The following is a 15814-nucleotide window of genomic DNA, read 5'->3' as shown; positions in this document are numbered from 1 at the left end:
CGATCAGTCCAGTCTCCGCAGCATGTCCGCTTCGCGTTCGAGAATGGTGGCCACTTCCTCGCGCTGCAGATGCGTCATCATTAGGCTGACGCAGCACTCGAGATAGGTGATGGAGGCCCGTCGCAGAAAGGCAGCCGTCTCTCTTTCCGCAATCTGCTCGATATCCTTTGCGGATCGTTTGGGTTGCACAGGTCCGTTCTCCATAGCGGGATCTCATCGTCAAACCCCGAGCTTGCCAGGATGTTCCGCGCAATCCGCAAAAGTGCGACAGGAGGCATGACCGTGCTTGAGCGGTCATGCCGGAACACGTGGCTGCGGCGGCCTGGCCTCAGGCCGGAAGGTCCTGCAACCTGCCCGATCTTGCGTTTGTCGCAATAGCTGTCATCCGGCCGTCGATCTCGCTGGTTTCGAGATTGGAGAAGTATCCGATCGTCTGCATCAGCCCTTGCCTGAGGGGCACTTTCGGCGTCCAGCCGAGCAGCGCCTTCGCACGCGAGATGTCGGGCTGCCTGCGGCGGGGATCGTCTTGCGGCAAGGGCAGGAATTTCAGATCCGATTTGGTTCCGGTCATGTCTCTCACCATGGATGCCAGTCGCATGATGGTGAATTCTCCGGGATTGCCCAGGTTGACAGGTTTTCCGGGATTGGGGTCGAGATCCATCAGGCGCATCATACCTTCGATCAGATCGGAGACGTAGCAGAAGGACCTTGTCTGCAACCCATCACCGAATATCGTCATCGAGCGCTTCTCAAGCGCCTGCATGATCAGGTTCGAGACGATGCGGCCGTCGGCGGGGTCCATCCTGGGACCGTAGGTATTGAAGATGCGAGCCACGCGAATATCGGCTTTTGCTGCTCTCAGATAATCGAAGCAAAGCGTTTCGGCGGTGCGCTTGCCTTCGTCGTAGCAGGCGCGCGGGCCGGTGAAGTTCACATGGCCAACATAGTCTTCCCGTTGCGGATGTTGTTCCGGGTCGCCATAAACTTCACTTGTCGACGCCTGCAGGAATCGCGCATTGTTGCGGGCGGCGAGTTCGAGCAGGTTGAGCGTTCCGATGACGCAGGTGCGTGTCGTGTGTATCGGATCGGCCTGGTAGCGCGGCGGCGAAGCAGCGCATGCCAGGTTGAAAACGCGATCGACCGGCTCGCCGAGGTTCAGCGGCCGGCAGATATCCTGCTCGATCAGCCGGAAGCGCGGCTGGTCCATGATCGAGACGATGTTGTCCATGCGGCCGGTAAGGAAATTGTCGACGCAGATCACACGCCAGCCGTTGCGGAACAACGTTTCGCAAAGATGCGAGCCGAGGAAACCCGCGCCGCCGGCGACAAGCACTGTCTTCGCCCTTCGCGCTTTTCTTGTTTGCCGCATCGCTGTTTTCTCCTGTCTTTCAGTCATGCTGCGGTTCCGATATCGAGATCGATCATCGCCGCTCTCGGTCGTGTCAGCAGCGACACGAATTCGCGGGCCCTGGCCGCACCGGTATGTGCTGCCAGGACGAGTTCGCGCGCCCGGCCGGCCATGGCGAGCCGGGCGCGCTCGGATTCCCTGAGCAGGATATCGACGATGTCATCCGCCTTGTCGGCCGTGCGGATCGCCGAAGCAGGAAAGAAGCTGTCGAGACCCGGCCAGCGATCGCTGATAATCGGCGTGCCGCAAGCGGCAGCCTCGAAAAGCCGTACGCTGGGCGACCATCCGGCGGCGATCATCGATCTGCGCGTGACGTTCAGCGTGTAGCGCTGGCGGCTATAGAATGCGGCATGGTCGGCCGGCGGCAAATGTTCGATTCGTTCGACATTCTCAGGCCAGACGATGTCGGACGGATATTGCGAGCCGGCGACGACGAAACGGCGCTCCGGCATGCGCCGTGCGGGCTCGAGCAACAGCGCGTTGAGCGTTGCCTGCCGGTCGGTGCTGTAGGTGCCGAGATAACCGAGGTCCCAGCCGACTGGGTCGGCGGTTCGGTGATGCCGTTGCGGATCGACCGAACAGTAGAGCGGTTCGGCACGGCGCGCACCGAAATCCTGCGCCAGTCGGCCAAGCGTCGGCCCGCCGGTGAAGGAGAAATAGACATCGAAATACGGAATCTGCCGCCGACTAAGATAGTCGCATTCATCCGTCGAAAGCTTTGCCAGGGTCACCGGCGTGTCGATGTCATAAAAGCAGAGCGCCCCTTTGCAGAGCGCCACGGCAATGTCGATGACCGCGCGCCCCTCCGGAACGAAGGACCCCACGACCACGACATCGGCCTGTTGCAGGCATCGTGCCCAGTCCTGTTGCAACTCCTGCGTCGTTTCGTAGTAGCGCAGAGTGCAGAAATCGGGATCGCGCAAGTCGCGGTGATTGGCATACCACGGCACGTTGCGCTCCAGAAAGGTCACGCGGTGACCGAGTTCATGCAGGCCTTTCAGCAGGCCTCGAAATGTCGTGGCGTGGCCGTTTCCCCAGGACGAGGAGAGGGACAGGCCGAGAAAGACGATGTTGAGCCGCTTGGTCATTACGCCGCCTCCACGGTCCCGCGCTCGAAGTGCCGCCTCAAGACCGTATCGGTCACGGCCGCTCTCATGGCGTAGGTATGTTCACCGCGGACGCGGCGCAGCGCGGACGCGCCGATCGCCTTTGCCCGGTTGGGGGTCAAGGTGCGCATGATTTCGGCGACATCGCCGCCGTCGCGCGCGACCAGGATCTCCTCGCCGGGTTTCAGGAACAGTTCGACGCCCAGCCACGCATCCGTGATGAGGCAGGCACCGGCGCCCGCCGCCTCGAAAACCCGGGTGGCGGGCGAAAAGCCGTTTGCGGCCATGCTGTCGCGGCTGATGTTCAACACGGCCTTCGGGGTGACGTTGAAGGCGTTGTGGTCGCGGGTGCCGACGTGGCCGAGCCAACTGAGATTGGCGGGAAGCGGCTTGTCGCCCCAGCCCGATCCGCCAAGCAGGAAACGCTGCTCCTGCAAACGGCTGGCCGGATCGAGAAAAAACGCCTCGACGCGCGCCTCACGGTCCGGCAGCCGGTTTCCGAGGAAAGCGAGGTCGCAAGCAAAACGCGCCTGACTGGAGACTGGATGATGCGTTTCAGGATCGAGCGCATTGTAGATCGGCACGCATTCCTTCGCTCCCATGGCGCGATAGGCCCAGACCACGGGGTCGCCGCCGCCATAGGTCAGCACAAGATCGATTTGCCGCAGCGCGGCATGCAGCGGATGGTCCGGTTCATCGCGCAATTGGCCGAGCGTCGCCGGAGCATCCACGTCCCAGAACACGACGAGCGCGTCAGGACGCGCGTGATCGAGCACGGCGCGCAGCAGCGCCTCATCCTCGAAACCGACGCCGCTCGCCTTGACGACGATATCCGCCTCGGCGGCGCACGCCGCCACCTGCATCAGCGCGTGCTGGGTCGCCTCGTACACGACGACGGCGCACCAATCCGGCGCCTCGATGTCGCGGTTGTTCCGGCGGTCATAGACGTCAGGTTCATAGAAGGTGATTTCGTAGCCGAGTTGGGAAAGCGCCTTGAGCAACCCACGGTAATAGGTAGCGGCGCCGTTCCAGTAGGACGACAACAGGCTCGATCCATAAAAAGCGATCTTCATTCAGCAGCTTCCTTTGCGGCGGTCGGATTGGTGATGTGTTGAGGTCCGCATTCGGCGAGCACGCCGAACAACTCGTCCACGCGGTGCCGGCATGTGTGCCGCAGGCGGATGGTCTCGAGACCAGACGCCGCCAGGGAGGCAGCGAAATCCGCGTCGCCGAGTACGGCCCGGAGGTGTCGCCGCATCTGGGAGCCATTGTCCGCAAACAGGAAATCGACGCCTGGCCTGAACAGTTGCTCGGTGTCGGACCACGGGGCCGAAATCAGCGGAATGCCGCAGGCGAGCGCCTCGAACACGCGGATGGTCGGAATGCCGGGCAGGCCTTCCCGATAGGGGCGGCGCGGAACATGCACCGTGACACGATGCGTTGCGAACGCCTTCGGCACGTCGGCATTGGCGATCCAGCCTTCATGGCGCAGGCCGGCGGCTGCGAGATCGGCGAGCGCCTGCCTGGGGTAGCGCACGCCATGAACGGTGGCATCGAGGCCGAGTTCGTGCACCGGCTCGATCAGAAATTCCTTGAGCTCCGCGGTACGCTCGTCGTCGCCCCAGTTTCCAATCCAGATCAGATCGGAGGTCGGGCGGATCTCAGGATGCGGTCTGAACAGGCGGTCGTCAGCCGCCTCGTGCCAGGTGAAGACGCGTTTGCCCCACCCGGCGCGCAGGTAGCTCTCGCGCAGGGCTTCGCCAAAGGCGAGGACGCCGTCGTAATGCTCCAGCCGGAGCGCCGAGATCGCCTCGGTCGCCGACACGGCGCGGTGGTGGGTGTCGTGAAACAGGAGGATAAAGTTGCCGCCGTTGGCCCTGGCGCGACCAAGGCGCGCGACGAGGTCCGGCTCGGTCCATTCATGGACGACCACCACGTCCGCATCGGCGATCCAGGCCTCGTGGTCGAAGCCGGCATCGTAGGTCACCGGCATCAGCTCGGGGAAATCGTTCCTGAAGCGCTCGATGGCGAAGGAGCCCTTCTCGGCCAGCAGATTCGAGCGGCTCCAGCCGTCCGCCGGCTCCAGCGCGATCGCCTGATGCTGGCGTGCGACCAGCTCCCGCATGACGCCGCGCACGAAATGTGCGTTGCCGTGGTTCCAGTCGGAAACGACCGAATGGGTATAGAACAGAAAGCGCATGATCAGCGCTCCGCCATCGCTAGGGCCGCTTTGTCGTAGACGTCGCGCATGGCCGCTGCCTGCCTCGCCAACGAAAACCTGCGGCTCCGGCGCAGGGCTGCCCGTCCGAGCTCCCGCCTGTGCTGCGCATCCGCGGAGAGACGGTTGATGCAGGCGGCGAGATCATGCGGATCGCGCGCGTCGTAGAATAACGCGGCCCCGTCCCATAACTCGCGGTAGGTGGCGATGTCGGATAGAACCAGCGGCGTCGCCGACATGGCCGCTTCCAGCGTCGCCAGGCCGAACGGCTCGTAGAGCGATGGCGACACGAAGATTCCGGCGCGCGCCATCAGGGAGCGCATCTCATCATGCGGTAGCGCTCCGAGAGCGACGGCATGGCTGAAGCCGGCGCGCTGGCCGTCCGGACCTTGCGTGGAACCGGCTGCAAAGACGGGCCATTGCGTTATCGACGCGGCCTGGTCGATCACCATCGCGTTCTTGGCTTCGTCCCACCAGCGGGCGGCGGCGAAGACGAGCGGTTGACGCTTTTCGGCTTTCGCTACCGGGCGGGCGCCGTTGGCGACGACATTAAGACGCGCGATTTGTCCATAGCAGGTTTCGAGCATGCCGGCGTGGCTGTGGCTCGGCGCGATGACGGCGTCGGCCGTGTCGAAGCCGCGCCTGTTGCGCTGCTTCTGCCAATCCCATGCGCTGTCCACCGCCTGTCCCTTGACGGCATGGAACCATGTGACCACGCAGGAATGCGAGACCACCACGATAGGGCAGGGCGCATCGAGCCCCACTGCCTGCGTCGGGGCATTGAGATGAACAAGGTCGATGGCGTGGTCACGAATGGGCGCATGCAACTCCCCCGGCAACGCATCGAGGTCGCTGGCATTGCGGGTCATCCAATCCGGCGGCGTGTTCAGCCAGGTCAGTGTCGCCAAGGACTGTGCTTCTTCGGCCTGTTGCGTGGATGGTTCCGGGCCGAGACCGGCGAGCAAAACGCTGTCCCCGCCGTCCACGAATTCCCGCGCCAGATCAAGCGCGTACCGCCACACGCCGCCCACGGCATCGACCGTCATCAGGATGCGCCGCGAACGCGGGGTCAGTGTCCGCAACATGTCGCCTCCAGTTCCGCCAGCGGACGCGGGCGCTTCTCCTGGATGTCGCTGAATTTTTGGAACGAGGCGAGATAGTGTTCATGCGCGCGCTCCCACGCGATGTCATCGGGCTCGCCCCAAAGCTCGCGATAGCTGGGCGAACTCGGGTAGGGATAGAGCGGTACCGGCTCATTGGCCCATACCCCGTTGTCGATCAGGTGGTTTCGCCAGTAGTCGACCAGGGCAGGGTCATCTTCGACCACGCCGATCAGATTGGCCTGGACGAACGGAACATGGCGTCTTGCATCGACGAGCAGCGCGGCGAGTTCCTCCGTGCCCAACCGGCAGCGCTTGGCCAGCATGGCCCGACCCTCCACCGTTAGGCTTTCGAGGCCCGCTTCGATTGACACGCAACCGGCCGCGCCAAGCAATTCCAGCAGTTCGGGCTTCCACAGGTCGATGCGGGTCTGTACGCCGAATTTCACATCACGGTCGACCAGTGCCTCCAGCAAGGCTTTCTGCGGCAGGAAAATCTCGTCGATGAAGTAGATATAGCCGACACCTTGGGCGATCAGCCGGTCTATTTCCGTCACGACCGCCTCGTGGTTTCGGCGGCGATAGGCATCGCGGAAATCCATCTTGGCGCAGAAGCTGCAATTGTAAGGGCAGCCGCGCGACGCCTCGACTTCCGCGCCGAACCCCACCTGGTGGTCGTCGAACCTGTGATGGTGGTGCGCGTGCGCGGCGATCCAGTCCGATGGCCATTCGAGCGGTGGATGGTCGATGAACGAACTGGCGTGGACGCCGCCGTTGGAGACCAGCCTTGCTTCGCTAAAGTAGGCGGTTGACGACACCGCACTCCAATCATCGCGCCGTGCAAGGTCGGCCACGACCTCCTCGCATTCGCCGCGCACGATGATGTCGACGCCGAGCTTGCGCAGCGTTGGCGCCGGTGTCGCCGAGCCATGCGGCCCGACCGCGACGGTGCGCCCGCCCCGCCCGGCAAGGCGGTTGAGAAAATCGGCCGGCACGCGCAATTCCGGCGGCGCGCAGCGCCAGAACAGATAGGTCGGCGCTGTGGTGACGACCGTCATTGCCGGCGCGAACTCGGCCACCCGTTCGGAAAGGCTGGAATTGTCAAGCTTCTGAAGCTGTCCGTCCAGCATCAGCACCTCATGGCCAGCCCGTTCGAGCAAGGCTTTCGAGTAGCCGAGTTCCAGGGGTAGATGCGGTTGGCGGCAGCCGAAATAGATGCTGTCGTCGTAGGTCCAGAATGGGTTGACCAACGCGATTTTCATGCGACGTACCTCTCGGCTTCGGCGTGGGGTTCGAGCCGGTGACGCTGCAACCATTCGGCGAGGTCGCGGATGCCTTCTCGCCACGAAACATGCGCCGTCCAGCCAAGCGTGGTTTGCATCTTTCTCGTATCGGCGACGAAGAAGGGCTGGTCGCCCGTCCGCTCTGCCTCATAGCGGATCGACAGTGCTCGATCCGTCAGGCTGCCGATCTCGCTCAACAGCATGCGCAGGCTGAGCGCATTTTTCGGTCCGCCGCCGAGATTGAACGCCTGGCCCGTGATCGTCTCGATCCGGTCGAGCACGGCCCTGTAGGCTGCAACTGCATCGGAGACGTGCAGGATGTCGCGCACCTGCCTGCCGTCGCCGTAAATGGTTATCGGCCGCCCCGAAAGCGCGCAAAGGAGGAAGTGCGCAACCCAGCCCTGGTCCTCCGTTCCGAACTGGCGCGGGCCGTAGATGCAGCTCATCCGCAGGACCGCCGTCGGCAAGCCATAGGACTTGGCGTAGTCGAGCACGTACTGGTCGGCCGCGCCTTTGGAGCAGCCATAGGGTGTGCAAAAGTCCAGGCTGCGGCCCTCGCCGATGCCCTCGGTGCGGATCGCAGGGTCGCAGGGCACATAGCGCTCGCCCTCCGGGCGAACCGCAATGTCGGGGAGGCTGCCGTACACCTTGTTGGTGCTGGCGAAGATCACCGGGATTCGTTCGCCGCTCTGTCGCGCCGCCTCCAGGACGTTGAAAGTTCCTCTAAGGTTAATGTCGAAATCCTCGCCCGGCCGAACCAGGCTGGTGGTAACGGCGGTCTGCGCGGCCAGGTGGAATATGGCTTTCGACCCCGTGAGGGCCGAAGCCAAGGCGTTGGCGTCGCGCACATCGACGGTTTCCACGGTGAGGCGGCTTCCATGCTTGTGCGACAACCATTCAAGGTTCTGTTCGACACCAGCGCGACTGAGATTGTCGATCACCAGCACCGGCTCGCCGTCCGACAACAGGCTGTCGGCAAGATTGGACCCGATGAAGCCGCTGCCGCCGACGATGGCGACAGGTGCTTCGCGACGGTTGCGCCTACCCGGCTTCATGACACCAGCCCGCGTTCTTCGAGTTCGCGTTTCATGTCGGCGCCGCGATCGATGGCAATCGTGTTGCGCACCCAGGAAACGAAGTCGCCGAGGGAATTCTCCAACTGCCGCCCTGGTTCGAAACCCAGCAGTTCGCGCGCCTTGGAAATGTCGGCGAAGCAGTTGCGAATGTCACCGGAACGCGCTTTGCCGAGCAGCTCGGGCGAGCGGTCCGGCGTTCCCATGGCCTCGGCCAGCAGGCGCGCGACATCGCGGATCGCATAAGCCCGGCCGCTTCCGATGTTGATGACGTGGCCTTTTGCCTGGCGTTGCTCCAGTGCCAGGCGAAAGGCGCGGGCGACGTCACGTACATGAACGAAATCGCGCTTCTGCTGGCCATCTTCGAAGATCATCGGCCGCTTGCCGTTGGCCAGACGCGAGGCGAAGTTGGCCAGCACGCCGGTATAGGGGTTTGAAAGCGCCTGTCCGGCGCCGAAAACGTTGAACAGGCGCAGCGCCACCGCATCGACGCCATAGGCTTCGCCGAAGATCAGCACGGCGCGTTCCTGGGCATATTTCGTCAATGCATAGATGGAGGCGAGATCGATCGGCTTTTCTTCGTCTGTCGGCAACGGCGAGAGAGGTTCACCGTCCGCCGACAAGGGATCCCACTGTCCGCCTTTGAGGTCGTTGGCCTTGCGCCGGGCGTTGCCGACGCGCCGGCCGTCGGGCGTGGCATACAGACCTTCGCCGTAGACGCTCATCGAAGACGCGACGACGATCCGCTCGACCGGGTGCTTGATCAACACCTCGAGCAGTGTTGCAGTGCCGAGATCGTTGGCGCCGACATAGCGGGCGATCTCGTACATGGATTGGCCGACGCCGACTTCCGCAGCCAGGTGAACCACCCCGTCGACGCCCTTCAGCGCCTTGGTGACGGCTTCGCGATCGCGCACGTCGCCCTTGATCAGTTCGGCTCCAGCGGGAAGGTTGACCGCTTCGCCGGCATGCACCTGATCCAGCAATGCATCTAGGATGCAAACCGAATAACCGTGATCGGCGAATTCTTGTGCGACGTGGCGACCAATGAAACCACAGCCCCCTGTGACCAGTATACGTTTCACGACAACTCCTCGGACTGGTGACCTCGGCGCCCCCAACTTCTCGGCAAAAGCTTTGTTCCCTGCGCATCAACAAAGTTCTCCTGGCGGTTTCATTCGACAGCAGGCGCATCGCACCACGCGACGGGTGCTGGAACATTGCCTGCCGTGTGCTGTTAGGACGCTCAACAGTTGCCGCGGTGCGTGCGCGGCGAGAGAGCTGGCTGAAAGGAGATTTCAATGTCGCAATCGCAGACGACCACCAATCACGAGGAGATTCGCAAATGGGCCGAGGAGCGGAACGGCCGGCCGGCAGTGGTGCGAACCAAGGGCGAGGGCGGCATCCTGCGGATCGATTTCGGCGAGCCCGAGGAGGCATTCGAACCAGTCGAATGGGATGAGTTCTTTCGGATATTCGATGAGAACCGTCTGGCTTTTCTTTACCAGGCCAACACCGGCGGCGGGCAAACCAGCCGTTTCAACAAGTTCGTCGAGCGTGACCAAAAGGGCTGACCGAGGGCCGGCTGGCGATCAATCGGAAACCTGGTTCGGCTCAGTTCAGAAGCCTTGCGCCGCCGGACTTTGCCAAATCGCGCATGATGGCGTTAAGCCAGTCTTCGGTGGACTGGCCGATCCGCCTTTGGTCGATGTCACGGATCGCTCGCTCGAGCGTCCTTTCGACAAGCCGGTCGGAGGCTTCCACATCCCCCAGCAACAGACGTGCCGCAAGCCTGAGCTTGGGCAGGAGCGAAAACACGTCATCCGGCGAACTTGGCACAAAGCCGCTCGCCTCAGCCGGGCCTTGCGGCGGGAAAAGGGCGTTGAATACAGCCCCGCTGCCCGAGGATTTTCGCAGGTTGCTGGCATGCCGGAGATGTTCGGGAATGGCGATATCGCTGTCACCGCTGAAAAACACGAACGGCACGCCGCGGCGCATCAGTTCGTCCGCGATCGGAAAGACACGTCGCCCGTTGAGGTTGACGTCGAGGATGGCAGCCTCGGCCGATTCAGTGTGCAATGATGCTTGTTCGACCGTCGCTGCCGGTCCCAGGATGATCGCACCCATATTGCTGAAATAGCGGGCGAGATCTCCGGCTACCATCCATTCGTCTTCGACGATCAGAAGATGCACCCCTTGCAGATCGCGCACCTCGTCATCCTTTCTCGACCGGTATCTCGTGGAAACAGTCTCCCTGGCCGAGCCTGCCGGCGTTTCGGCACGAGCCCGGCCGAAATCGTCGAGCAATTCCACGCCGTTGACTCCATGTGCGTCGGGAGCTTTGTTTCAGAATGGACGTTTGGTCATTGAACACGTGAACTCTAAATTCAACGCCATCCGTCGCGACTTGTTCCGTATCTCCGCCGCGCCTATGCTTACCTGCTGTCCAGCCTGCTTCATAAGTGATTTCGCACACAGGTGCCGAAAGGGGAACTTCCAGTGACAGCCCAGGCGAAAAGATTTCCCATCGTGGGCGTCGGCGCGTCCGCCGGCGGGATTCCGGCGATGGAAGGGCTGTTCAAGGGCATGGCCGATCAGCCCGGCATGGCGTTCGTCGTCATCACTCATCTCAGCCCTAAGCGAGAGAGCCTGTTGCACGAGGTCGTCGGCCGCTACACCGAAATGGCGGTCGAAATCGCGGCGGACGGCATGATCGTTCAACCGAACCACGTCTATGTCATGCCGCAGAACGTGACCATGACCATCGACAAGGGAATGCTGCGCCTGCGCCGGCCCAATGGGTTCAGCCAGGAGCGCAAACCCATAGACATCTTCTTCAGCGCACTTGCCGAAGACCAGGGCGAACATGCCGTCGGCGTCATCCTGTCGGGCGGAGATTCCGATGGAACCTTGGGCGCCAAGGCGATCAAGGAGCATGGCGGGCTCACCGTCGCGCAGATCTCCGACGGCTACGGCCCGCGCAACCCCGATATGCCGCAGAGCGCCATCACCAGCGGACTTATCGATATAGCCGCGCCCGCCGAGGACATCGGCACGAAACTGGAAGCCTTCACGCGCGGCTTCGACGCGTTGAATGGGTTGACGGAGGAGGATAGCGTCCGCACGGCGGGTATGGAAAAGCTCCTGTCCCAGATCTACGGCATCCTGCGCAGCCACTCAGGCCATGATTTCTCGGGCTACAAGACCAAGACGTTCCTGCGACGCATCAAGCGGCGCATGCAGATCGCGCAGATGCAATCCATTGGCGCATACGTGGAATGGCTGCAGAAGGACCCTCGCGAGGTGATGAACCTTTTTCGCGACCTGCTGATCAACGTCACCAACTTCTTTCGCGATCCCGAGGCCTTCGAACTGCTCGAGCGAAAGATCGTACCGCAACTCTTCGAAGGCAAGACCGCCAACGACATCATCAGGGTGTGGATTCCCGGCTGCGCCACAGGCGAAGAGGTGTTCTCCATCGGCATCCTGCTACGCGAACATGTGGAAAAGCTCCCGGTCGTTCCGCGAATCCAGATATTCGCGACCGATATCGACGAACCGGCGCTGGCGGTGGCGCGGGCAGGGCGCTATCCCGAAGCCTTGCTGCAGGGACTTTCCCCCGAACGCCGCCAACGGTTTTTCAATGGCGACGGCGACACCTATGTCATCAGCAACGAGATACGGGAGCTGTGCATCTTCTCGCCGCACAGCGTCGTTCGCGACCCGCCTTTCTCACGCATGGACCTGGTCTCGTGCCGCAACCTGCTGATCTATTTCGGCCCAGCCATTCAGAGCCGGGTCATTCCTATTTTTCATTACGCCCTGAAGCCTGGCGGTTACCTTTTCCTCGGCACCTCGGAGAGCGTCGGACAGAACGACGATCTGTTCGCTACCGTCGACAAGAAACATCGCATCTTCCAGGCGCGGGAGCATGCCTCGCCGCATGTCAGGCTGCCGGCCCTGATCGGCGATGGCCGTTCAGGCGCATTCCCGTCCGAGAGCACTGGCTTGAGGAAGGGAGCCGCCGGTTATCCCCTACGCCAGGCGGTCGAGGCGCAGGTGCTGGAGCGCTTCGCCCCCCCGCATGTGCTGGTCAACGCCGAGGGCGATGTCGTCTACTACTCAGCTCGCACCGGCAAATATCTCGAAGCGCCGCAAGGCATTCCCAGCCGGCAACTGTTGACAATGGCGCGCCGTGGGCTGCGACTCGACTTGCGCGCCGCGCTGCGGGAAGCGACGTCGACGCGCCGGACCGTCATACGGGAAAATCTCACGGTCGAGGAGGATGATGAGCGGATCCAGCCGATCAAGCTCACCATTGAGCCGCTGGCGGAACGCGACAATGGCGAGCCGCTCTATCTCGTCCTGTTCGAACCGTCGGGACCTACGCAGATCCGCACAGACCAAGGCGGCAGCCATGACACCGACAGCACCGCCGATCTGGAGCGAGAACTGCGCGATGCGAGGGAGCGCCTGCAATCGACGATCGAGGAATATGAGACCGCACTGGAAGAGGTGAAATCGTCCAACGAGGAACTCGTCTCTGTCAACGAGGAGGCCCAGTCGACCAATGAGGAACTTGAGGCCTCGAAGGAGGAAATGCAGTCGCTCAATGAGGAACTGAACACTATCAATGCCGAGTTGACGAACAAGATCGAGGAACTCGATCACGCCAACAGCGATCTGCGCAACCTGTTCGAAAGCACGGAGATCGCGACCATTTTCCTCGATCGCAATCTGGTGGTGCGGACCTTCACGCCCGCGGCTTCGTCGTTCTTCAGTCTGCGACCCTCCGACGTCGGCCGGCCGCTGACGGACCTGTCGAGCCAGTTGGAGTATCCCGAGTTGAAGCAGCATATCGCCGAGGTGTTCGAGACAGGCGAGACCCTGAACCACCACCTTGCGCGCGACAGCGCCGGGCGGTTTCACATGGTCCATATCAATCCCTATCGGGACAAGAGCAACCGCGTTCAGGGTGTGGTCGTGACACTGGTCGACGTCACCACTCTGGCTCAGGCGGAAGAACATCAGCAGGTTCTCATCTCTGAGCTCAACCACCGGGTCAAGAACATGTTGGCGGTGATCGTCAGCATTGCGAGCCGCACGCGGGAGAAATCCGTGTCGAAGGATGAATTCGCGGAAGCCTTGATCGGGCGCTTGCATGCGATGTCGCGGGCCTATGGGTTATTGAGCCGGAAAAGCTGGAAGGAAGCTTCGGTCAGCGAGCTGCTTCACCAGGAGCTCGAGCCGTTTGGCATTGAACGGTTCGAACTGAACGGCCAGGAGATAGAACTTGGACCGCAACAGGGCCTTTCCCTTAGCATGGCCGTCCACGAACTGGCCACCAACGCGGCCAAATATGGCGGTCTTTCCAAACCTCGTGGCAAGGTGGTGGTGATGTGGTCGATCGCTGACGACATGTTTACGCTTACCTGGCGCGAGAAGGACGGTCCCCCTGTCAATGAACCCGTCGGCAGCGGCTTCGGCCTCACGCTGCTGCAGGGAGAGATCGGCTACAGGCTTGGCGGCCATGTCGAAACCGTTTTTCGCAAGGAAGGCCTCAACGTTCAGATCGCATTTCCCGTTAACCGGAAGGAGGGGTCGTGAACGACGGACCGCGCGTCCTGGTTGTCGAGGATGAATGGCTAATCGCGGAAGACACCGCGTTAGTCCTGCGTAGCGCCGGTTACCAGGTGGTCGGTCCCGCGCCTTCGGTAGCCGCGGCGCTTCGTCTCGTCGGCTCGGACAAGATCGACATGGCGTTGCTGGACATTCAGTTGAACGGTGAAACGAGCCTGCCCCTCGCGGAGACATTGCAGGCGCAGGGTGTTCCCTTCGCCCTCATGACGGGATTTGGCGCGCGCGACCTACCGGCATCCTTTCGCGACTGCAAATTCGTGCCCAAGCCGGCGACTGAAGCAGCTATCCTGGCTGCGCTGGCCGACCTGGGGTCGCTGCGCGACGTTTCGCGTTGACGGGCACTCGAAGGGCGCCACAGGATCAGTCCAAGGGCTTGTCCGTCGGTCGCGGAGTCGTGCTGGGCTGACGGGGACGACCGGCATTTCGATTGGCTGTGGGATTGTCCAGGGGAGGGGCTGAAGGGTGAGATCCTCCGGCAGTCTTCGGCGTCGGCGATTTCGCCCCTGCGTCCGTATCACCGGCGTCTCGCCTCGGGTGTGGCAAACCATCGGTGTTCGGAGACCGAATAACGGGTTTCGAGCGAGAATTCTCGTTGGCCATGGCGGCACCCTTCTTCTGAACCGAACTCAGCGGGTCAATCGCCGACACAGCAGAAGGTTCCGAACTGCCAATGCCGATCGGGCGGGCGTCCAACGGATGCCGGGAATGAGACAGCTCTTGCCTCTGGAATTGCGACATCTCAGCCATGCGGCCGCATAACCACCTTGATGCAACCATCCTGCTTGTCTCGGAAGGTCTTGTAGAGGTCCGGCCCGGCTTCGAGCTCGGCTCTGTGGGTGATGACGAAAGACGGGTCGATCTCGCCATTCTGGACCTTGGCCAGAAGTGGTTCGAGATAGCGCTGGGTATGGGTTTGGCCCATTCGGAAGGTCAGCCCCTTGTTCATCGCGGCGCCGAACGGGATGTGATCGACCAGGCCGATATAGACGCCGGGAACCGAGATGGTGCCGCCCTTGCGGCAGCAATAGATCGCCTCTCGCAGCACATGCGGCCGATCGGTGCCGAGATAGACGGCGGCCTTCACCTTGTCGAGCATGGCGTCGGCGCTGGCGCCGGGGTCGGATTCAGTGCCGACGCAGTCGATGCAGCGATCCGGGCCGCGGCCGTCGGTCATCGCCATCAGTGCGTCGTAGATATTGGAATTGCTGAAGTCGAGCGTCTCTGCTTTGCCGTGTTCACGCGCCATGGCCAGCCGCTCCGGCACCTTGTCGATGGCGATGACGCGGCCGGCGCCGAGCATCCACGCGCTCTGGATGGCGAATTGGCCAACCGGGCCGCAACCCCATATCGCGACCGTATCGCCCGGCTCGATGCCGGCGTTCTCTGCCGCCATGTAGCCGGTCGGGAAGATGTCGGAGAGAAACAGCACCTGTTCATCTTCCATTCCCTCCGGCACCTTGATCGGACCGACATCGGCGAACGGAACCCGCAGATATTCCGCTTGTCCGCCCCAATAGCCGCCGACAAGATGCGAATATCCGAAAAGGCCGGCCGGCGATTGACCCATCGCTTCGGCGGCCTGTTTTGCGTTGGGATTCGAGCGGTCGCAAAGCGAAAACAGCCCGTTCTGGCAAAACCAGCACTCGCCGCAGGAAATGTTGAACGGCACCACCACCCGGTCACCCTTCTTGAATTTCGAATGGCCCTGACCAACCTCCACCACTTCGCCCATCGTCTCGTGGCCAAGCACGTCGCCCGATTTCATCGTCGGCATGTAACCGTTCATCAGGTGGAGGTCGGAGCCGCATATGGCGCAGCAGGTAACCTTGATGATCACGTCGCGGTCATCCTCGATGACGGGATCGGCCACTTGGTCGCAGCGTATGTCGCCTTTGCCGTGCCATGTAAGGGCTTTCACGATGTTGCTCCTGAGTTTCGAGGGTGCGTTTCATTGGTGAGACGCGCGTTTCTCGTGCGTGGCGCCGG

General features: G+C 62.3%; 14 protein-coding genes. 3 read left to right on the top strand and 11 right to left on the bottom strand.

All coding sequences use genetic code 11. The features are described 5' to 3' along the window. Positions 1-3: 3 nt before the first annotated feature. The 9 genes from FJ972_RS24495 to FJ972_RS24455 form a co-directional block, all read right to left on the bottom strand. Positions 4-189 (bottom strand): hypothetical protein, encoded by a 186-nt coding sequence (locus tag FJ972_RS24495; RefSeq protein ID WP_140497402.1) that lies wholly within the window; start codon positions 187-189, stop codon positions 4-6. 139 nt (positions 190-328) lie between these two features. Continuing rightward, entirely contained in the window at positions 329-1369 is a 1041-nt protein-coding gene (locus tag FJ972_RS24490; protein ID WP_140525130.1) for a UDP-glucuronic acid decarboxylase family protein, read from the bottom strand. A gap of 23 nt (positions 1370-1392) precedes the next feature. Beyond that, the gene (locus tag FJ972_RS24485; RefSeq protein WP_140497406.1) at positions 1393-2496 is read right to left on the bottom strand and encodes a glycosyltransferase; all 1104 of its coding nucleotides are present in this window, start codon (positions 2494-2496) and stop codon (positions 1393-1395) included. Further along, positions 2496-3587 (bottom strand): glycosyltransferase, encoded by a 1092-nt coding sequence (locus FJ972_RS24480; RefSeq protein WP_140525129.1) that lies wholly within the window; start codon positions 3585-3587, stop codon positions 2496-2498. Before FJ972_RS24480 ends, FJ972_RS24485 begins: the two co-directional genes overlap by 1 nt. Continuing rightward, positions 3584-4714, bottom strand: coding sequence for a glycosyltransferase (locus FJ972_RS24475; protein WP_140525128.1), 1131 nt, complete (start codon positions 4712-4714; stop codon positions 3584-3586). Before FJ972_RS24475 ends, FJ972_RS24480 begins: the two co-directional genes overlap by 4 nt. A 2-nt stretch (positions 4715-4716) precedes the next feature. Next, positions 4717-5817: a glycosyltransferase family 4 protein gene (locus FJ972_RS24470; protein WP_140497412.1), complete on the bottom strand. Its 1101-nt coding sequence runs from the start codon at positions 5815-5817 to the stop codon at positions 4717-4719. Further along, complete coding sequence (locus FJ972_RS24465) at positions 5802-7094, bottom strand: TIGR04295 family B12-binding domain-containing radical SAM protein (protein ID WP_140525127.1); 1293 nt, start codon at positions 7092-7094, stop codon at positions 5802-5804. The genes FJ972_RS24470 and FJ972_RS24465 overlap by 16 nt, the downstream gene beginning before the upstream one ends. After that, a complete protein-coding gene (locus tag FJ972_RS24460) occupies positions 7091-8080 on the bottom strand; it encodes an NAD-dependent epimerase/dehydratase family protein (RefSeq protein WP_246671721.1) in 990 nt (329 codons plus the stop codon). The genes FJ972_RS24465 and FJ972_RS24460 overlap by 4 nt, the downstream gene beginning before the upstream one ends. A gap of 86 nt (positions 8081-8166) precedes the next feature. Next, positions 8167-9273: an NAD-dependent epimerase/dehydratase family protein gene (locus tag FJ972_RS24455; protein WP_140497418.1), complete on the bottom strand. Its 1107-nt coding sequence runs from the start codon at positions 9271-9273 to the stop codon at positions 8167-8169. Between the two features lie 216 nt (positions 9274-9489). Here FJ972_RS24455 and FJ972_RS24450 point away from each other — a divergent pair, with 216 nt between their 5' ends. Next, positions 9490-9762 (top strand): hypothetical protein, encoded by a 273-nt coding sequence (locus tag FJ972_RS24450; protein ID WP_140497420.1) that lies wholly within the window; start codon positions 9490-9492, stop codon positions 9760-9762. 40 nt (positions 9763-9802) lie between these two features. Here the strand turns inward: FJ972_RS24450 and FJ972_RS24445 are convergent, their stop codons facing one another. After that, positions 9803-10399, bottom strand: a complete 597-nt coding sequence (locus tag FJ972_RS24445) for a response regulator (RefSeq protein WP_140497422.1) — start codon at positions 10397-10399, stop codon at positions 9803-9805. 288 nt (positions 10400-10687) lie between these two features. Here FJ972_RS24445 and FJ972_RS24440 point away from each other — a divergent pair, with 288 nt between their 5' ends. Beyond that, positions 10688-13795, top strand: a complete 3108-nt coding sequence (locus tag FJ972_RS24440) for a CheR family methyltransferase (protein WP_140525126.1) — start codon at positions 10688-10690, stop codon at positions 13793-13795. Then, positions 13792-14163 (top strand): response regulator, encoded by a 372-nt coding sequence (locus tag FJ972_RS24435; protein ID WP_140515210.1) that lies wholly within the window; start codon positions 13792-13794, stop codon positions 14161-14163. Before FJ972_RS24440 ends, FJ972_RS24435 begins: the two co-directional genes overlap by 4 nt. Before the next feature lie 404 nt (positions 14164-14567). Here FJ972_RS24435 and FJ972_RS24430 read toward each other — a convergent pair whose 3' ends face one another. Next, positions 14568-15746 carry a zinc-dependent alcohol dehydrogenase gene (locus FJ972_RS24430; protein ID WP_140497428.1) on the bottom strand — a complete coding sequence of 393 codons (1179 nt, stop codon included), beginning with the start codon at positions 15744-15746 and terminating at the stop codon, positions 14568-14570. Between the last annotated feature and the right edge of the window lie 68 nt (positions 15747-15814).

Origin of the sequence: Mesorhizobium sp. B2-1-1, assembly GCF_006442975.2 — a bacterium.
Lineage (GTDB): Bacteria > Pseudomonadota > Alphaproteobacteria > Rhizobiales > Rhizobiaceae > Mesorhizobium.
Note: the sequence above shows the minus strand (reverse complement) of the source record. Positions and strands in the feature narration are given on the sequence as shown.